The sequence below is a fragment of the Klebsiella sp. H-Nf2 genome, assembly GCF_002806645.1.
Classification (GTDB): domain Bacteria; phylum Pseudomonadota; class Gammaproteobacteria; order Enterobacterales; family Enterobacteriaceae; genus Klebsiella; species Klebsiella variicola.
In genome coordinates this window covers 38,232-54,654 of the sequence record NZ_PIBL01000010.1, presented here as the reverse complement: position 1 = coordinate 54,654, position 16,423 = coordinate 38,232, and the positions used below count along the sequence as shown (strand labels likewise).

General features: G+C 55.6%; 13 protein-coding genes and 1 tRNA gene. 5 read left to right on the top strand and 9 right to left on the bottom strand.

Annotated elements, in window-relative coordinates; genetic code table 11:
- Positions 1-15: 15 nt before the first annotated feature.
- From CWM58_RS20740 to iolE, 3 genes are read left to right on the top strand one after another with little or no spacing between them, the layout of a single operon-like run.
- Positions 16-1,029, top strand: coding sequence for a Gfo/Idh/MocA family protein (locus CWM58_RS20740; protein ID WP_004152192.1), 1,014 nt, complete (start codon positions 16-18; stop codon positions 1,027-1,029).
- Positions 1,030-1,070: 41 nt separating this feature from the next.
- Entirely contained in the window at positions 1,071-1,955 is an 885-nt protein-coding gene (locus CWM58_RS20735) for a sugar phosphate isomerase/epimerase family protein (RefSeq protein ID WP_004152193.1), read from the top strand.
- Positions 1,956-1,978: 23 nt separating this feature from the next.
- Positions 1,979-2,878: a myo-inosose-2 dehydratase gene (gene iolE / locus CWM58_RS20730; RefSeq protein WP_004192343.1), complete on the top strand. Its 900-nt coding sequence runs from the start codon at positions 1,979-1,981 to the stop codon at positions 2,876-2,878.
- 144 nt (positions 2,879-3,022) lie between these two features.
- On the opposite strand, the gene CWM58_RS20725 is transcribed toward iolE, so the two are convergent.
- The 8 genes from CWM58_RS20725 to CWM58_RS20690 all read right to left on the bottom strand — a co-directional run bounded on the left by CWM58_RS20725 (position 3,023) and on the right by CWM58_RS20690 (position 11,409).
- On the bottom strand, positions 3,023-4,333 hold the full coding sequence (locus CWM58_RS20725) for an ABC transporter substrate-binding protein (RefSeq protein WP_100681676.1): 1,311 nt from the start codon (positions 4,331-4,333) through the stop codon (positions 3,023-3,025).
- Positions 4,326-5,399: an ABC transporter ATP-binding protein gene (locus CWM58_RS20720; protein ID WP_100681675.1), complete on the bottom strand. Its 1,074-nt coding sequence runs from the start codon at positions 5,397-5,399 to the stop codon at positions 4,326-4,328. Before CWM58_RS20720 ends, CWM58_RS20725 begins: the two co-directional genes overlap by 8 nt.
- Positions 5,400-5,404: 5 nt before the next feature.
- The gene (locus CWM58_RS20715; protein WP_100681674.1) at positions 5,405-6,229 is read right to left on the bottom strand and encodes a phosphodiesterase; all 825 of its coding nucleotides are present in this window, start codon (positions 6,227-6,229) and stop codon (positions 5,405-5,407) included.
- A 10-nt stretch (positions 6,230-6,239) separates the two neighbouring features.
- Positions 6,240-7,127 (bottom strand): carbohydrate ABC transporter permease, encoded by an 888-nt coding sequence (locus CWM58_RS20710; RefSeq protein WP_100681673.1) that lies wholly within the window; start codon positions 7,125-7,127, stop codon positions 6,240-6,242.
- A complete protein-coding gene (locus CWM58_RS20705) occupies positions 7,117-8,001 on the bottom strand; it encodes a carbohydrate ABC transporter permease (RefSeq protein WP_165785829.1) in 885 nt (294 codons plus the stop codon). The genes CWM58_RS20710 and CWM58_RS20705 overlap by 11 nt, the downstream gene beginning before the upstream one ends.
- A 130-nt stretch (positions 8,002-8,131) precedes the next feature.
- The gene (gene ahr / locus CWM58_RS20700) at positions 8,132-9,151 is read right to left on the bottom strand and encodes an NADPH-dependent aldehyde reductase Ahr (RefSeq protein ID WP_100681671.1); all 1,020 of its coding nucleotides are present in this window, start codon (positions 9,149-9,151) and stop codon (positions 8,132-8,134) included.
- 111 nt (positions 9,152-9,262) lie between these two features.
- Positions 9,263-10,732 carry a SulP family inorganic anion transporter gene (locus CWM58_RS20695; RefSeq protein WP_100681670.1) on the bottom strand — a complete coding sequence of 490 codons (1,470 nt, stop codon included), beginning with the start codon at positions 10,730-10,732 and terminating at the stop codon, positions 9,263-9,265.
- Positions 10,729-11,409, bottom strand: coding sequence for a carbonic anhydrase (locus tag CWM58_RS20690; RefSeq protein ID WP_100681669.1), 681 nt, complete (start codon positions 11,407-11,409; stop codon positions 10,729-10,731). The genes CWM58_RS20695 and CWM58_RS20690 overlap by 4 nt, the downstream gene beginning before the upstream one ends.
- Positions 11,410-12,002: 593 nt before the next feature.
- Here CWM58_RS20690 and CWM58_RS20680 point away from each other — a divergent pair.
- Together CWM58_RS20680 and CWM58_RS20675 are read left to right on the top strand one after the other, a co-directional pair.
- Positions 12,003-12,087, top strand: a tRNA-Leu gene (locus CWM58_RS20680).
- A 164-nt stretch (positions 12,088-12,251) separates the two neighbouring features.
- Entirely contained in the window at positions 12,252-13,505 is a 1,254-nt protein-coding gene (locus tag CWM58_RS20675; RefSeq protein ID WP_100681667.1) for a tyrosine-type recombinase/integrase, read from the top strand.
- 51 nt (positions 13,506-13,556) lie between these two features.
- Here CWM58_RS20675 and CWM58_RS20670 read toward each other — a convergent pair whose 3' ends face one another.
- The gene (locus CWM58_RS20670) at positions 13,557-16,091 is read right to left on the bottom strand and encodes an ATP-binding protein (protein ID WP_100681666.1); all 2,535 of its coding nucleotides are present in this window, start codon (positions 16,089-16,091) and stop codon (positions 13,557-13,559) included.
- Positions 16,092-16,423 lie beyond the last annotated feature (332 nt).

The window sequence follows — 16,423 nt, the reverse complement described above, 5'->3', positions numbered from 1 at the left end:
ACGGAGAAAACCATTATGTCGCTCAAATTAGGTGTCATCGGCGCTGGCGCTATCGGTAAAGAACACATCCGTCGCTGCACCCAGGTTCTGCAGGGCGCCACCGTTGTGGCGGTGTCTGATATCAATGCCGACAACGCCCGTGCGGCGGTCGCGCTGCCGGGCGTGCAGGCGGAAGTCTACGCCGACGGCCACGACGTGATTAACGCCAGCGATGTCGATGCCATCCTGGTCACCTCCTGGGACCCGACCCACGAAGAGTACACCCTGGCCGCCATCGCCGCTGGTAAGCCAGTGTTCTGCGAAAAACCGCTGGCGATGTCTGCGGAAGGCTGCCGCCGCATCGTCGATGCTGAAATGAAGGCCGGCCGTCGTCTGGTGCAGGTTGGCTTTATGCGCCCCTACGACGAAGGCTATCTGGCGCTGAAAAAAGTGATCGACGATGGCGATATCGGCGCGCCGCTGATGCTGCGCTGCGCCCACCGCAACCAGTCGGTCGGCGAGAACTACACCACCGATATGGCGATCACCAACACCCTGATCCACGAGCTGGATGTACTGCGCTGGCTGCTGAACGATGACTACCGTTCCGTACAGGTGCGCTTCCCGCGCTCCACCTCACACACCCATGCGCGCCTGAAAGATCCGCAGATCGTCTCCTTTGAAACCAAAAAAGGCACCCTGATCGACGTCGAAGTGTTCGTGAACTGCCAGTACGGGTATGACATCCAGTGCGAAGTGGTTGGCGAGACCGGGATTGCCCGTCTGCCGGAGCCGTCTGCCGTCCAGATGCGCAAGTCCGCCAGCCTGTCGACCGCCATTCTGACCGACTGGAAAGACCGCTTTATCAAAGCCTACGACGTCGAGCTGCAGGCCTTTATCAACGACGTCAAAGCCGGCCAGCTGCACGGCCCGTCGGCCTGGGACGGCTACGCGGCGTCGGTGGCGGCGGACGCCTGCATTAAAGCGCAGGGAACCAGCGAGCCGGTTGAGGTGACGCTGCCTGAGTGCCCGGCATTCTACAAACGTTAAGCGCGTTTTGCTGACGGAACTTCTTTGCACAGGTAACGACGATGAAAATTGCCTTTGATGTGGATGTCATTAAGGACCTCGGGATCACCCGCATGGTCCATCAGGTAGCGGAGTGGGGCTACAAGTACATTGAACAGTCGCCGCACCCGCAGATTAACCCGTTCTACAAGCACCCGCGCGCCAGCCGGGAGATCATGGCGGAGTACAAGCAGGCGCTGCGCGATACCGGCCTTGAGCTGTCGTCGTTTATCTGCGTCTACCGCTGGTCCGGCCCGGACGAACTGCGCCGTCAGGCGGCGGTGAAAAACTGGAAACGGCTGGTGGAAATCGCGGTGGAGATGGGCGTTCAGGTGATCAACACCGAGTTCTCCGGCGATCCGAATCAGCCTGAGATCTGCGATGAAATGTTCTATCGCTCCATGGAAGAGCTGTTGCCGATTTTTGAGCGGGAAGGCATCCGCGTGGAGATCCAGGCGCATCCCTGGGATTTCTGCGAAGAGAACAATGAAACCGTCGATATCGTGAAGTCGTTCCGCAGCGATAACGTGAAGTACGTCTACAGCGTGCCGCACACCTTTTTCTACGACAAAGGCGTCGGCGACGTGGCGAGCATGCTGCGCTACGCCGGGAGCGATCTCTCCCATGTCCTGATTGCGGACACCCGCAATCATACGAAACATTGCCGCTATATCGTTAACCCGCCGGGCGTGGATGCCGTGGTGCACCAGCACGTAGGCGTCGGGGAAGGGGATGTGGATTTCGACGCGCTGTTCCGCACCCTGCGCGAAATGAAATTCGCCGAGCAGACCTTCAAGGTCGGCGGGGAGCCTATTGTCGCCACCTCGCTGTTTGGCTACCCGGAAAAAATGAAATACCAGGCAGTGGAAACCCGTGAACTCATTGAACGTGAATTGCTGCGCCGGTAAGGCGCAGCGGCAGGAGCCCTACTATGAACAAAGATAACGTCAAACTGGCTATCGCCCCGATCGGCTGGACTAACGATGATATGCCGGAACTCGGCAGCGAAAACACCTTCCAGCAGATCGTCAGCGAAATGGCGCTGGCCGGCTTTACCGGCAGTGAAGTCGGCAGCAAATATCCGCGCGATCCGGCGGTTCTCAAGCCGATGCTGGACATCCGCGGCATTCAGATCTGCAACGCCTGGTTCAGCACCTTTTTCGCCAACGGCCAGCGGGAAAAAACCATTGATGAATTCGTCAATCACATGAACTTCCTTCATGCGATGGGGGCGAAAGTGATTGGCTGCTCCGAGCAGAGCGGCAGCATCCAGGGGCTGGATAAACCGATCCTCGGCGATGCGAAGCCGTGCTTCAGCGAAGAAGAGTGGCAGCGGGTGGCGGAAGGCTACAACACCCTCGGTCGCCTGGCGGCGGAGAAGGGGATGCAGGTCTGTCTGCACCACCACATGGGCACCGGCATTCAGACCACCGCGGAAATCGACAAGTTTATGTCGCTGGTGGACGAGCGCGTCTTCCTGCTGTTCGACACCGGCCACGCCTGGTATTCCGAAGGCGGCGAAGCGCCGATGCTGGCGATCCTTAAAAAGTATCTGCCGCGCATCAACCACGTTCACCTGAAAGACGTCCGTCCGCCGGTGATCGACCAGGTGCGCCGCGACGGCCTGTCGTTCCTCGACGGCGTGAAAAAAGGCACCTTCACCGTCCCGGGCGACGGGGTGATCGATTTCCGTCCGGTGTTCAAGCTGCTGGACGATTTTGGCTATAAAGGCTGGATGGTGGTGGAAGCCGAGCAGGATCCTGCCCTGGCCAATCCTTTCGAATACGCCGTCAAAGCGCGCAAATATATCCGCGAAACGGCAGGGATCTAATCGTTGTGACATTTTCAGGCCATACCGGGTATGGCCTGCTTTTTTTCCTTCCTCAACCGGACTCAGGGCTCAACCACGACGCCGTACCGTCCCCTCTCCCTCAGGGAGAGGGCCAGGGTGAGGGTGACGATGACGGGTAAAGCGTCATTTCACTTCCGCCAGCGCGGTCTTATCCACATAAGGTTTCATCAGCGCGTCGGCTTCCTTCTGCGCCGCCTGAACCGCCGCTTCCGGCGTCACTTTGGCATCATTGACCACCGCCGCCAGCTGGTTTTCCATCGCCTTACGTACCGCCACGGTCTCCCAGGTGGAGTACCACGGATGGGCGTACTTCAGCTGCTCAAGCGCGATCGCCGCCCGTGGATCCTGCTGCAGATAGGCCTTCATCTCCGGCGTATCGTATGACGCCTTGCGCGGCGAGAAGTAGCCGGTGAAGCGGCTCCACGCGCCGTTCACGTCGGGGCTCACCAGATAGGTCAGGAACTGATACGCTGCTTTCTTCTGCGCCTCGTTGATGCCTTTAAAACTTACCAGGCTGGCGCCGCCGATCGGCACCGCGCGCTGCTCTTTGGCCGGCAGCATCGCCACCCCAAGCTCAAAGTCTTTGCTGTTCTCGCGCATAAAGCCCAGCGCGCCGGTGCTGAGCATCGCCATCCCGAGCTTACCGGAGAAGAACGCGGCGCTGATCTGCTTCGAGTTCAGCACCCCGGACGGCATCACCTTGTCCTTGTAAATCAGATCCTGCCAGAAGCGCAGGGCGCCGATGGCGGTCGGCGAGTCGTAATAGACCTCGCCCGGATAGTCTTCGTTAAAGTATTTCCCGCCGTTGGCGCGCACCAGCGCCGAGAAGATCCAGCCGCCGTAGTCGTCGTTGGTCGACGGCAGCATGATCCCCCACTGGCCTTTGCTTTCGTCGGTCAGCTTTTTGGCATCGGCCAGCAGCTCGGCCCAGGTCTGCGGCGGCTGTTTGATCCCGGCCTGATCGAACATCGTCTTGTTGTAGTAAAGGATCGGCGTCGAGTTATGGAACGGGATCGCATAGGTGGTGCCCATCACCTGGGCGTTCTTATGCATCGCAGGCCAGAATTCCTTTTGCAGAAAATCGCCGGCCTTTTGATCGCCATATTTAAACAGCTCGTCCATCGGCAGGATCTCATCCTTCAGCGCCAGATCGGTGGTGAAGTTGGCGGACATGATCACCAGCGCCGGCGGCTGGCCGGCCTTCTGCGCCGATTCGGCTTTGATCTTGGTGGTGTCGTAGTTGCCGGTGAAGATCCCGCGCACTTCGACATCCTGCTGCGAGTCGTTGAATTGCTTAATGACGCGGGTCATCTCCATGGTCAGCTTGCCGTCCACCGGCGCCGGGAACATGAAGTCTATTTTTTCTTTCGCCAGCGCCGCGCCGCTCAGGGCAAGACTGAGGCCAACCGCGACTACCGTAAGAGGTTTAAACATGATTACACTCCATCAGTAAATTATGCTGGGTCTCAGCATGAAAAATATGCACATCGGCAGGTGAGAAGCCGACCAGTAGCGACTCGCCTTTCTCCGGCACCGTGCCGCGGTGGCGGCGGCTAAAGCGCAGGGTGCCGATCGGGGTGCTGACGTGGAGCAGGTAATCGGCTCCCATCAGTTCTCGTTGCAGAACGGTGGCCGGCAGGCGCAGATGGCCCTCCTCCACGCGGTCGGTAATATGTTCCGGGCGAACGCCCAGCCAGACGCGGGTCTGATCCCGGTGGCGCGGCGGCAGCGGATGGCGCTGTTCTCCCAACAGTACTTCACCGTTGGCGCAGGGCAGCGACAGCAGGTTCATCGCCGGCGAACCGATAAATCCGGCGACGAACAGGTTGGCCGGGTTGGCATACAGATACTCCGGGCGCCCGACCTGCTGTACGTGGCCGCCGTTCATCACCACGATGCGGTCGGCCATCGACATCGCCTCGGTCTGATCGTGGGTCACATAGATGGTGCTGGTTTTCAGCTGCTGGTGGAGGGCCATAATGCTGTCGCGCACTTCGCTGCGCAGGCGGGCGTCGAGGTTGGAGAGCGGCTCGTCCATCAGGAACAGCCGCGGATTGCGCACGATCGCCCGGGCCATCGCCACCCGCTGGCGCTGGCCGCCGGAGAGCTTCGCCGGTTTGCGGTCGAGCAGCGCCTCCAGCTGCAGCATCTGCGCCACTTTGTCCACCCGCGGCTGCCAGCCGCTTTTCTCTTCCTTGCGCACCTTCATGCCGAAGGTGATGTTGTCGCGCACCGACAGATGCGGAAACAGGGCATAGTTCTGGAAGATCATCGCGAAGTTGCGCTCGCGCGGCGTGGTGGCGGTGATGTTCTCATCATGCAGCCAGATTTGGCCTTCGCTGACCGGCTCAAGGCCGGCGAGCAGGCGCAGCAGGGTGCTTTTCCCGCAGCCCGACGGGCCGACCAGCACCACGAATTCGCCTTCGTGAATATCCAGCGACAGGGCGCTGAGCGCCGGTTTGCCGTCGAAACGTTTACTGATGTTTTGCAGACTGAGCATGGCGGTTAGCGCTCTTCCGTTGGGCAACTGATGTTTTCGTCGTACAGCCACGGCCCGGCGTAGTGGGCCAGCGAGTGCTGGTAGCTCACCCACTGCTCGCCGACCTGACGGTGCATCAGGCACGAGGCCGGGGAGAGGTCGTAATAGGGCCGGGTGTCTTCGTGGCAGTACGGCACCTGATGGACGGTGCCGGGAAGGGTGGAGATCAGCGCCTGGCGATACTGGGTCATGGTCAGGCTGTGGTTATGGCCGCAGAAGATGCGCGTCAGCGACGGGAAACGCTCCACCAGCGCCAGCAGACGGTGGCCGTTTTCGCAGGCAATCGGGTCCATCTGCGCATTGCCCAGCGGCAGCGGCGGGTGGTGCATAAACACCGTTGCCGGTTTGTCGCCGCCCTCGAACAGCTGGGCTTCCAGCCAGCCGATGGTCTCGTCGGTCAGCCAGCCTTTTGACGTGCCGGCATGACTGGAATCGATAAACAGCAGGCGGGTGGCGAAGTCATCCACCGCATAGCGCATATTTTGCGGATCGTTGCCCAGCTGCGGGCACAGCGGGTGAAGATGCTCCAGAAAATGGGCTTTGTCGTCGTGGTTGCCGGGGATCAGATACAGCGGATAGTTCAGGCTGCCGAGGATCTGGCGGGCCACCTGATACTCCTCCGGGCGGCCGCAGTTGACGATATCCCCGCTCACCACCACCGCGTCCGGGCGCTCGCGCAGCGCGTTAAGCTGGGAGACCACGTCGGCGTTGGCGGCATTGACGTCGATAAAGCCGTACAGCTTCTCGCCGCGGCTGCGGAAATGGGTATCGGAAATGTGCGCTAACAGCATGAATCACTCCTTATTTGATCCCGGAGAAGCCGAAGCTCCGCAGGAACTGTTTCTGAAAAAGGATGAACGCCAGCATCAGCGGCAGGCAGACCATCAGCGTCCCGGCGCCGATGGTGCCCCACTGGCCGCCGGATTCGGCGCCCATGGCGAAGGAGACCAGCCCGACGGTCAGCACCTGCTTATCGGGATCGTTGAGCATCATCAGCGGCCACAGGTACTCGTTCCAGTGGTAGGTAATGCTGACGGTGGCGAAGGCCAGCACCGACGGCCAGGACATTGGCAGCAGCACGCGGAACAGCACCTGCCACCAGCGGCAGCCCTCCATCAGCGCCGCCTCCTCCAGCTCTTTCGGGATGGCGAGGAACGCCTGACGCATCAGGAACACGCCGAACGCCGAGGTGAAGTAGGGCATCATCACCCCGGTGAGGGTGTTGAGCAGGCCGAAGGTTTTCAGGGTCAGCATGTTCGGCACCATCATCACTACCGGCATGATCATCAGCTGCACCAGGAACAGGAGAAACAGCGTCTGCTTGCCGCGAAACTCGTGGCAGGCGAAGACGTAGCCGGCGGTGGTGATGGTCAACAGCTGCACGAAGAAGGTGCCGAAGGTGAAGATAATGGTGTTGGCATACAGGCTCAGCCAGTCGGCGCTGTTCCAGGCGTCGCGGAAGTTATCGAGGGTCAGCGGCAGGCGCGGCAGCAGCGAGGCCATATCGTCACCGAAGGTGGTAGCGCTGAACGAGGTCGCCAGCATCCAGATAAACGGGCTGATCCACAGCAGCGCCAGGCAGCACATTAATACTGTGAGCGTAAAGGGCGACGAGCGGCGCAGGCGCAGCCACAGCGGACGGGCGGCGGCGGGCGTGCGGACCAGCAGCGGCGAGATTTCAGCGCTCATAGTGGGCTCCTTTCTCCAGCAGTTTCAGGTTAATCAGCGAGAAGGCGAACAGCCCGGCCAGGGTCAGGAAGGTGGCGGCGGAGGCTTTGCCGAGGTCGTGGGTATCCCAGGCGAGATTCTGGATGTAATAGAGCAGCACGGTGGTGGCGTTGTCCGGCCCGCCGCGGGTCATCACCGCCACGTGGTCAATCTGGGTGATGGAGTAGATCAGCGCGGTGGTGATCACAAAGCTCAGCGTCGGGCGCAGCAGCGGTAGCGTGACCTTAAAAAACACCTGGGTGCGGCTGGCCCCTTCCATCAGCGCCGCTTCCCGCGTCGAGGCCGGAATGCTCTGCAACCCGGCGAGGAAAAACAGCATGTAGTAGCCGGCGAACTTCCATACGCCGATCAGCGCCAGGGCCAGCAGCGCGCTGTTGCTGCGCCCCAGCCAGTTGTTGTTCATCGGCCCGAACAGCTTCGCCAGATAGTGGTCGAGCAGGCCGAGGCCGGGCATAAAGATAAACAGCCACAGCGCGGCGGCGCTGACCATCGGGATAATCATCGGGAAGAAGAAGGCGGTGCGCAGCCAGCGGTTGACGCGATGGTTCTCGCTCAGGGCGATCGCCAGCAGCAGGGCGAGGGTCACCCCAGGCACCACCGTCAGCAGGATATAGAGCAGGTTATTGCCCAGCGACTGCCAGAAGACGTTATCGGCAAACAGGCGGGCGAAGTTATCCAGCCTGACGTACTGTGCGCCGTCGCTGGCCATGCGGGTATCAAACAGGCTGTCATACACCGAACGCCCCAGCGGGAACCAGGTAAACAGCAGTAAAAACAGCAGGGAAGGCGACAGGATCAGCCAGGGAAGCCAGGTCTTTCTCATGGTGACGCGCATCTCGTTCAGCCATTTATCGAAGCCCGGATTGTGGGAAGCAATGACTACAGAGGCATGGCGGGGAGATGACGGTTTGATGAAGCGACGGGGAAAACGCCGGGCGAGCGGGCCGCCCGGCGGGTGAGAATCATCAGAAGTCGGCTTTCAGCACCGCGCGGTAGCGGGCTTTGCCTTCGCGAACGTGCTTCAGCGCTTCGTTAATCTGCGACATCGGGAACAGCTCGGTGGTCGGGGCCACTTTGCTGCGCCCGGCGAACTTCATCAGCGTGCGCAGTTCGGACGGGTTACCGGTCGCCGAGCCGGAGATGCTGCGGTCGCCGCCGATAAGGGTAAAGGCCGGCACCGGGAACGGCTTCATCACCGCGCCGACGGTATGGAAGTTGCCGCCGTAAGCCAGGGCTTCGAAGTACGGCTGCCAGTCGAGGTCTACCGCCACGGTGTTGATGATCAGATCGAACTGACCGGCCAGTGCTTTTAAGGCTTCAGGATCGCGGCTGTTCACCACGCGATCGGCGCCCATCGCCAGCACTTCCTGCTCTTTAGCCGGGTTGGAGCTGAAGGCGGTCACTTCCGCGCCCATCGCCCGCAGCAGCTTAATGGCGATATGGCCGAGGCCGCCGATGCCGATCACCCCGACGCGGCTGGTGGCGGTGACGTGGTGGGTCAGCAGCGGTTTAAAGACGGTGATGCCGCCGCACAGCATCGGGCCGGCGGACGCCAGATCGATGCTCTCCGGCAGGGGGATCGCCCACTGCCAGTCAGCGCGCAGCTTATTGGCGAAGCCACCGCGGTTAAGAATGGTCGGCACCGAGCCTTCCAGGCAGTTGATCTGATTGCCGCTGATGCAGGCGTCGCAATGGCCGCAGCTGCGCGCCGTCCAGCCGATGCCGACCTTCTGGCCAATCTTCAGTCCTTTATCCTGCGCCGCGCTGCCCAGCGCCGCCACCCGGCCAATCACCTCGTGGCCGGCCACCAGCGGGTAGCTCGACATCCCCCATTCGTTGTCGATCATCGACAGGTCTGAATGGCAGATCCCGCAGTACTCCACCTCAACTTCGACATCTTCCGGCTGCAGCTCGCCGGCATCGTACTCCCACAGCGACAGATCGGCGCCCGCTTCTTTGGCGGCGTAGCTTTTAATGATGCTCATGTTCATTTCCTTGGGGTTGGCGTAATAACCGAGAAAGTGTAGAGCATGGTATTCCCCGGCGCTTGGCAATCGGAGGGGTCGTGAAGCGGGCGGACCAGCCGCCCGTTAAGGTCAGCGGCTGGCCAGCGGCCACTGATTAAGGCGGATGCCGCGCTGCGGCGCGCTCTCGGCAAAATCATCCAGCACCGCCTGCACGTCCGGGTCGAGATAGCCGACGCTGTCGTGCTCGACGATCACCACGCTCTTTTCCGGAATCTTCGCCAGCAGGGCCAGCAGGTGCGGATTGTGCATAAAGGTCAGATTTTGCTGGATGCGCAGCACGTAGTGGTCATCGTAGCGCGCCAGCTGCAGCGAGTGGCGATGGCTGCGCCAGAGGCTGAACGCCATCTGGGTGGCAAGACCAATCCCGATCCCCGCCAGCATGCCGAAGGCGATAATCCCGCCGATGGTGGCGAGGAACGGGACGTACTGCGCCGCACCCTGGCGGAACTGCTCGATGAACAGCCGCGGCGTCGCCAGCTTATAGCCGGTATACAGCAGCACGGCGGCGAGGCTGGCGAGCGGGATCAGGGTTAGCAGGCCGCTGAACCACAGGCCGCAGATCAGTAGCAGCACGCCGTGGATAAAGATCGACAGTTTGCTCTGCGCACCATTGCTGACGTTCACCGAGCTGCGGACGATCACCGCGGTGATCGGCATCGCCCCCAGCACGCCGGAGAGCAGATTGCCGACGCCCTGGGCGACCATTTCGCGGTTCGGCGAAGGCGGCGGATTTTGCGGGCGCAGCTTTTTCAGCGCCTCCTGGCTGAGCAAGGTTTCGAGGCTGGCGACCAGCGCCAGGGTCACCGCCACCACCCACACCGACGGATTGCGCCACGCGCTCCATGCGGGAGACTCCAGCTCGCCCAGCAGATCGCCGAGGCTGCCGAACGCCGGCAGGGTAATACGCGGCAGGGCGGCCAGCTGCTGCGGCGCAAAATGGGTCAGCAGCAGGGTGGTTACGCAGCCGAGCAGGACGGCGATCAGTGGCCCGGGGATCCAGCGCAGGCTCTTCACCCGGCGGATAAGCGGCGAGCCCCACAGCCAGAGCACCAGCAGACCGCCCGCGGCGACGGCAATCGCCTTGATGGAGAAAGCGGCATTGCCTTGCACCACATCGGCAAGCCCGGTCTCTTCCGCCGTGCCGAGCGCGACGGGGATCTGCTGCATAATCAGCAGGATGCCGATCGCCGCCAGCATGCCTTTGATGACGCTGGCGGGAACCAGCGAGATAAAGCGCCCGGCCCGCAGGATGCCGAACAGCAGCTGCAGCACGCCGGCCAGCACCAGCGCCATCAGGAAGACGGAGAAGGAACCCAGGGATTCAATGGCGGCGACGACGATGGTGACCAGTCCGGCGGCGGGGCCGCTGACGGCGAAACGGGAGGGGCTGAGGGTGGTGACGACCAGGCCGCCGATGATGCCGGTCAGCAGGCCGACGAAGGGCGGTAAGCCGCTGGCCTGGGCGATGCCGAGGCACAGCGGCAGGGCGACAAGGAAGACGACGATGCCGGCGAGAGAGTCCTGACGAAGCGTGTTCATGGGGCGTGCTCCTGCGGTGAGAGGTGTTCGACGAGGGTGGTTAAATGGCCGGAAGCCAGATCGTAGACGCAGCCGTGCAGGCTGAGCGGCCGCCCGCTGGCGAGCACCGTCTGCACCGGTTCACCCTCCAGCAGACGGGCGAACTGGGCGCGAACGTTGACTTCCACCAGGGCGTCCAGCGCATGGCGAGTGCGCTTAACGTCGGTGCTGGCACTGGCTCCGGCGCCGGGGGAAGCCTCAACACAACACCCATCGGCGATCTGCACAATTTCGTGATGCAGGGTGTGGCGCAGCTGGCCGATGCGACGAGCCAGCGCCGAGGACTCCTGCGCCAGCGGCAGGGTAGGCAGGGAGAGCGCCGCCTGCACGCCGCCGCAGCCGTAGTGGCCGCAGAGCACCACCCGCTCCACCTCAAGGTAGTGAAGGGCATATTGCAGGACGCTCATGACGTTGTCGTCGGCGGGATCGAGCATGTTGGCGATATTACGGTGGACAAAGAGCTCGCCGGGCTGACTGCCGGTGAGCACCTCGGCGGGAACGCGGCTGTCGGAGCAGCCGATCCACAGCGAGTGGGGCCGCTGCCCGTCGATCCATTTTTCGAAATAGTCCGGGTCATGCTGACACTTCTGCAGCGCCCAGCTGCGGTTGCGGGCCAGCAAAGGTTTTAACGTCGTCACAAGTATTCTCCTGAGTTAATTCATCGAGTGAATATGTCCATCAAGACTCGTACAGCGACTAGTAAAAATAGTGTTTACCGGAACCCTTCACGCCTGAGGAAAATCCTGGAATAAACGGCAAAAAGAAAACTTTTCATTAATGTAAAGTTATAAAAATATTGATGAAATTAATATTTGGCTGCGGAGCGGATGAATAACAAAAAGGCATTGGCTAAAACTTTCTGGAATATATGGGAATGGTGAGGGTGGTAGGGGTTGGGGGAATATTGTGGGAGTGGATATTGGGGATGGATGGGGATTGTTGGGTTGTGTTGGGGATGTTGGTGAGAGTGGGGTGAGAACAAGTTGAGATAAGATTGAGTGGGGTTTGGGGGCACTTGGGGAGAAGAGGGGGGGCTGGCAGGTGGAGCTGGGTTTGCAGGAGGGGGCAGTGGTGATTGCTGGTGGCATTGGCGCCCTGGAATAGCAGCAAAAGGTGACGCCGCGCAGGATAGCGCTGTTTTTTTCAACACTTAGCGCAATGACGACACGCTGTCGCTTGCATGGCCGCCGCCGACAGGTATAATCCAGAACGTTTCCACATCCCCTTCAGTGCCGAAGTGGCGAAATCGGTAGACGCAGTTGATTCAAAATCAACCGTAGAAATACGTGCCGGTTCGAGTCCGGCCTTCGGCACCATTAGTACTTCCAAGACCATCCGAGAAAGTCCAATTATCCCTTAAAAATCAATGCTTGCAGCGATTTTTACGTCCTGAGTTGTCCGAGGTTGTCCGTTGAAATCCGGATGTCATTGGGGGCATAATTGGGGGCATCTTAACTTCGATTAGAAATGTGCCCCCAAAATGAAGCTCAACGCCAGGCAGGTAGAGACCGCAAAGCCCAAAGACAAAACCTACAAAATGGCCGATGGCGGCGGTTTGTATCTCGAAGTTTCGGCTAAGGGGTCTAAATACTGGCGCATGAAATACAGACGCCCCTCTGACAAAAAAGAGGATCGCCTTGCTTTTGGTGTTTGGCCTACCGTGACGCTTGCTCAGGCAAGGGCCAAGCGCGACGAAGCTAAAAAGCTGTTAGTACAGGGCATTGACCCAAAAGCCGAACAGAAAGAAGCTCAGGCCGAAAACGCGGGAGCATATACTTTTGAAACCATTGCTCGCGAATGGCATGCCAGTAACAAGCGATGGAGTGAAGACCATCGATCGCGCGTTCTTCGCTATCTTGAGCTTTATATCTTCCCTCATATCGGTTCGTCTGACATTCGCCAGCTCAAAACCAGCCACCTGTTAGCCCCGATTAAAAAGGTTGATGCTAGTGGCAAGCATGACGTTGCCCAGCGTCTTCAGCAGCGTGTCACGGCCATTATGCGTTATGCTGTTCAGAACGATTACATCGACTCTAATCCCGCTAGCGATATGGCCGGTGCTTTATCAACAACCAAAGCACGACACTATCCTGCTTTACCCTCTAGCCGATTCCCTGAGTTTCTTGCTCGTCTTGCTGCATATCGTGGCCGTGTAATGACGCGGATCGCGGTTGAGCTTTCTCTGCTAACTTTTGTACGTTCCAGCGAGTTACGCTTTGCGCGTTGGGATGAATTCGACTTCGATAAATCTCTATGGCGAGTACCTGCAAAACGAGAAGAAATTAAAGGTGTGCGTTACTCGTATCGTGGCATGAAGATGAAAGAGGAGCATATTGTTCCTCTCAGTCGACAGGCGATGATTTTGTTAGAGCAGCTTAAGCAGATTAGTGGTGATAAAGAGCTGCTGTTCCCAGGGGATCACGACGCGGCCAAAGTTATGAGTGAAAACACGGTGAATAGTGCGTTGCGTGCCATGGGGTATGACACGAAAACCGAGGTTTGCGGGCATGGATTCAGGACGATGGCGCGAGGTGCGCTCGGTGAGTCAGGGTTATGGAGCGATGACGCGATAGAACGGCAGTTGAGCCATTCGGAGCGTAATAATGTACGTGCAGCGTATATTCATACATCTGAACATTTAGATGAGCGCCGACTGATGGTTCAATGGTGGGCTGATTACCTTGAAATAAATAGACTTAGACTAGTAACTCCGTTTGATTTTGCTAAATTATAATAGTCAAAAGCATTGCAACGATTTTTTAACTTTTCGCTGCAATGCTTTTTGTTACTTAGAGGTAAATTTAGAATATTTTGTCACAGACCTTATTATTTCAGTGCCGTTAACTAACCCAATTGTTTCGTAGTCACTTTTTTCTTCAAAACCCCCCCAAATCTCTTTAATCAAACCTTCTAGTTTTTCTACATAACTAATACTAGGAAGATTAAATTTTTCAATTAATTTCTCAAATGTGAATTCGCTGTGTAAATAATAGCTTAAATTTGAATTTATGATTAAAATATTATTTACGAGCGTTAAGTCACCTTCGAAATCTGATCTTCTTACGCCATCATCGTCATCGTAATCGATAGATCCGTCATGAAAGAGAATTTCATCTGAAACAACCAGCATATTTTTAATCTCTGCTAACGAACATCTTTTATGACTGTCTAACCAAACATTTAGATCATCATTTGGCAAGAGAACGTGAAGTTTAAGTAAAGATTGAATCGAGAGCATTGGTTCTGAATTGACAATTTCTTTAGCCCAATCAACCCAGCTTTCAAGAGGATAGTTCGGTAATGCATCATTTCTCTCTGCTTTTCCGTTATTTTCAAACGATAAGCATAAACCATCGAGACCATAAATTTTTCCTGCACGAGCGCCTTTGAAGGATACAATCAAAGGTGAATGTTCATCACTAAAATAATAAGAATGGTTAGTGATTCTTACACGTCCGACAGTACGCCCATCAATCTTCAATGGATAAAGTTTGCTATCTGTTCTTTTATTGTTTATTCTTATAAGTAGATCTTTGTCAGATATTGTCAGCCAATCATTTGCGGATATTATTTTTTCTCTTTTTTCTTTAGTGATTAGATGCAAGTCTATTTCACAAGCAGGAAATATCCACATTATTAGTTTTTTGAGTTCGTCATGTGCTTCCTCTTCACTAATTATTTCTCCTTCCTTTTTTTTTAATAAATCATTTAGAGTGTCATTTTCAATGCGAAGTGAGATAGTAGTACCATGTTTTTTTAATTCCTCTTGGCTATTTGGTTTTGAAATGAATGGTCTTTCTTCAAGGCCGTTAGGGAAGGTTAATTTCCAATGGGAATTGGATTCATCAGGTTTCAACTTATATCGGTGCGTTATGATTTTTACATAGTTAGATATCATGAATGCCGAGTAAAAACCAATTCCAAATTGACCAATGGAACTAAAACCAGTCTGCGCAAGTTTTGGGTGTTCATACCTGACAGTATCATGGTTCCATAATGATTTACCAAAATCGAGCAGGACATCAGATAACACATATCTACTCATTCCCAAGCCATTATCAGTTATATTTAACATCCAACTCTTGTTGTCAATTTTATTTAGTTGGATGGTTATATGACCTTCAAAACTTTCAAGATAGCCAAGGTTTCGAGCTGCAGTGATAGCGTCAAACCCATTTTGGATTAATTCTCTTAGAGCTACGTATTTATTTTCCCCATATAGTGCTTTCCCTCCTAATGTTGAAATTAGCCTTGGAAGATTACTCACATGAACTGAAATGTCTTCAGGTTCCCAATTATTTGCTAGTACATATTTTGAAAAAGACTTTGGTGATTCTGCGCCTAATACTGATTTAGCTGCTAAAGGAGGGCGGCCTGATTCGATTAAAAAACTATTAGCATCTTTAAGCTCTCTATTGATCATTCGTGCTGTATCGAATGCTAACCACCATGCGTTACGTTCATCCTCGTTAAATGAGGAACCCGATGATATTCTAAGGTTTTCTCCATCAACCAATTTAGCTCTACCAAGTTTATTTTGGAAATGCCAATGATCCTTGGAAAGGCCTTGCGGGGTAAGGATATTGTATGCATAGGTAGGTGCTCTTCTCGAATCTATATGCGATGCATCAGTTGTACGCAGAATAAATGCAATTTTGAGAGGATCGACTTCCCAATTTGTACTTTTGAAGAATGCAGGGGGGTTAATTATTCTTCCTGAGAAATTGTCATTGACTTTTTTTGCTGACCAATGGTGGCTTTCAGCTATTTCCCCAATTATTTCTGAGTAATAGTCTCTAATCTCTTCATCAGCTATAAGAAAGTAATAGTTCTGGTTTGTTTCAGATTTCCAAGAATGTTGAATTAAATTTCTTGCTTGTTTTGCATGTAATTGTCTAACGACTTCAAATAAAGCCATTTTTTCTGATTCGGAATTTTTTTCTGGCTCAGTATTATTGTATTTTAGTGAGATAAGATCTTTCCATTCATCTCTTTCTTTTAAAGCAGTGAAACCACCATTGTATGCTGCACTTACATGAGCTGCATCGTGTAACAGGAATGCGCCCCCTAAAACATATGATTCAATGGGGTTTAAATAAAGAGTTTCACCTATTATTTGATCGGCCACTTCCCAAAGTGAATCTATGTGAGATATATCATGGATGGTTAGCCCAGGGATTTCAAATTCAATGTTTTTTACTAAGGGTTCAATTTTTCTTCTAAAGTCAAAATAGCTATTCCTCAATCTTTCAATATCTTCATTGTCGTCCAAGCCCAAAGTTAATTGCCAAAGGTTGGATTTTTCAAAAGCATTTATCATATTAGTTCCTTTCTAATGCAAATAATTTCTATTTGGTTGTTTCCGATGAATAGAGATGGATTCGCCATTTGTGATTTTTGTTGGCTTTTCGAGCTTATAACATATGTTTGTTTTTATTACTAAATAAATCACTTGGATATTTGCGCGCAATGCTCTCCCCATCTCGCTTGTCCGCTTCGTGGGGCGGTTTTCATGCAGGTACATGGCGAGGCTCAGGCTGCCACAGGCCCGGATACGTCAGGGAAATGGCAGCTTTAGAAACGATATAAATAACGCCGGAATGACTAGTTTCGTCCACCGCCGGGCGACCTTTTCCTGCACTTCTCCTGACC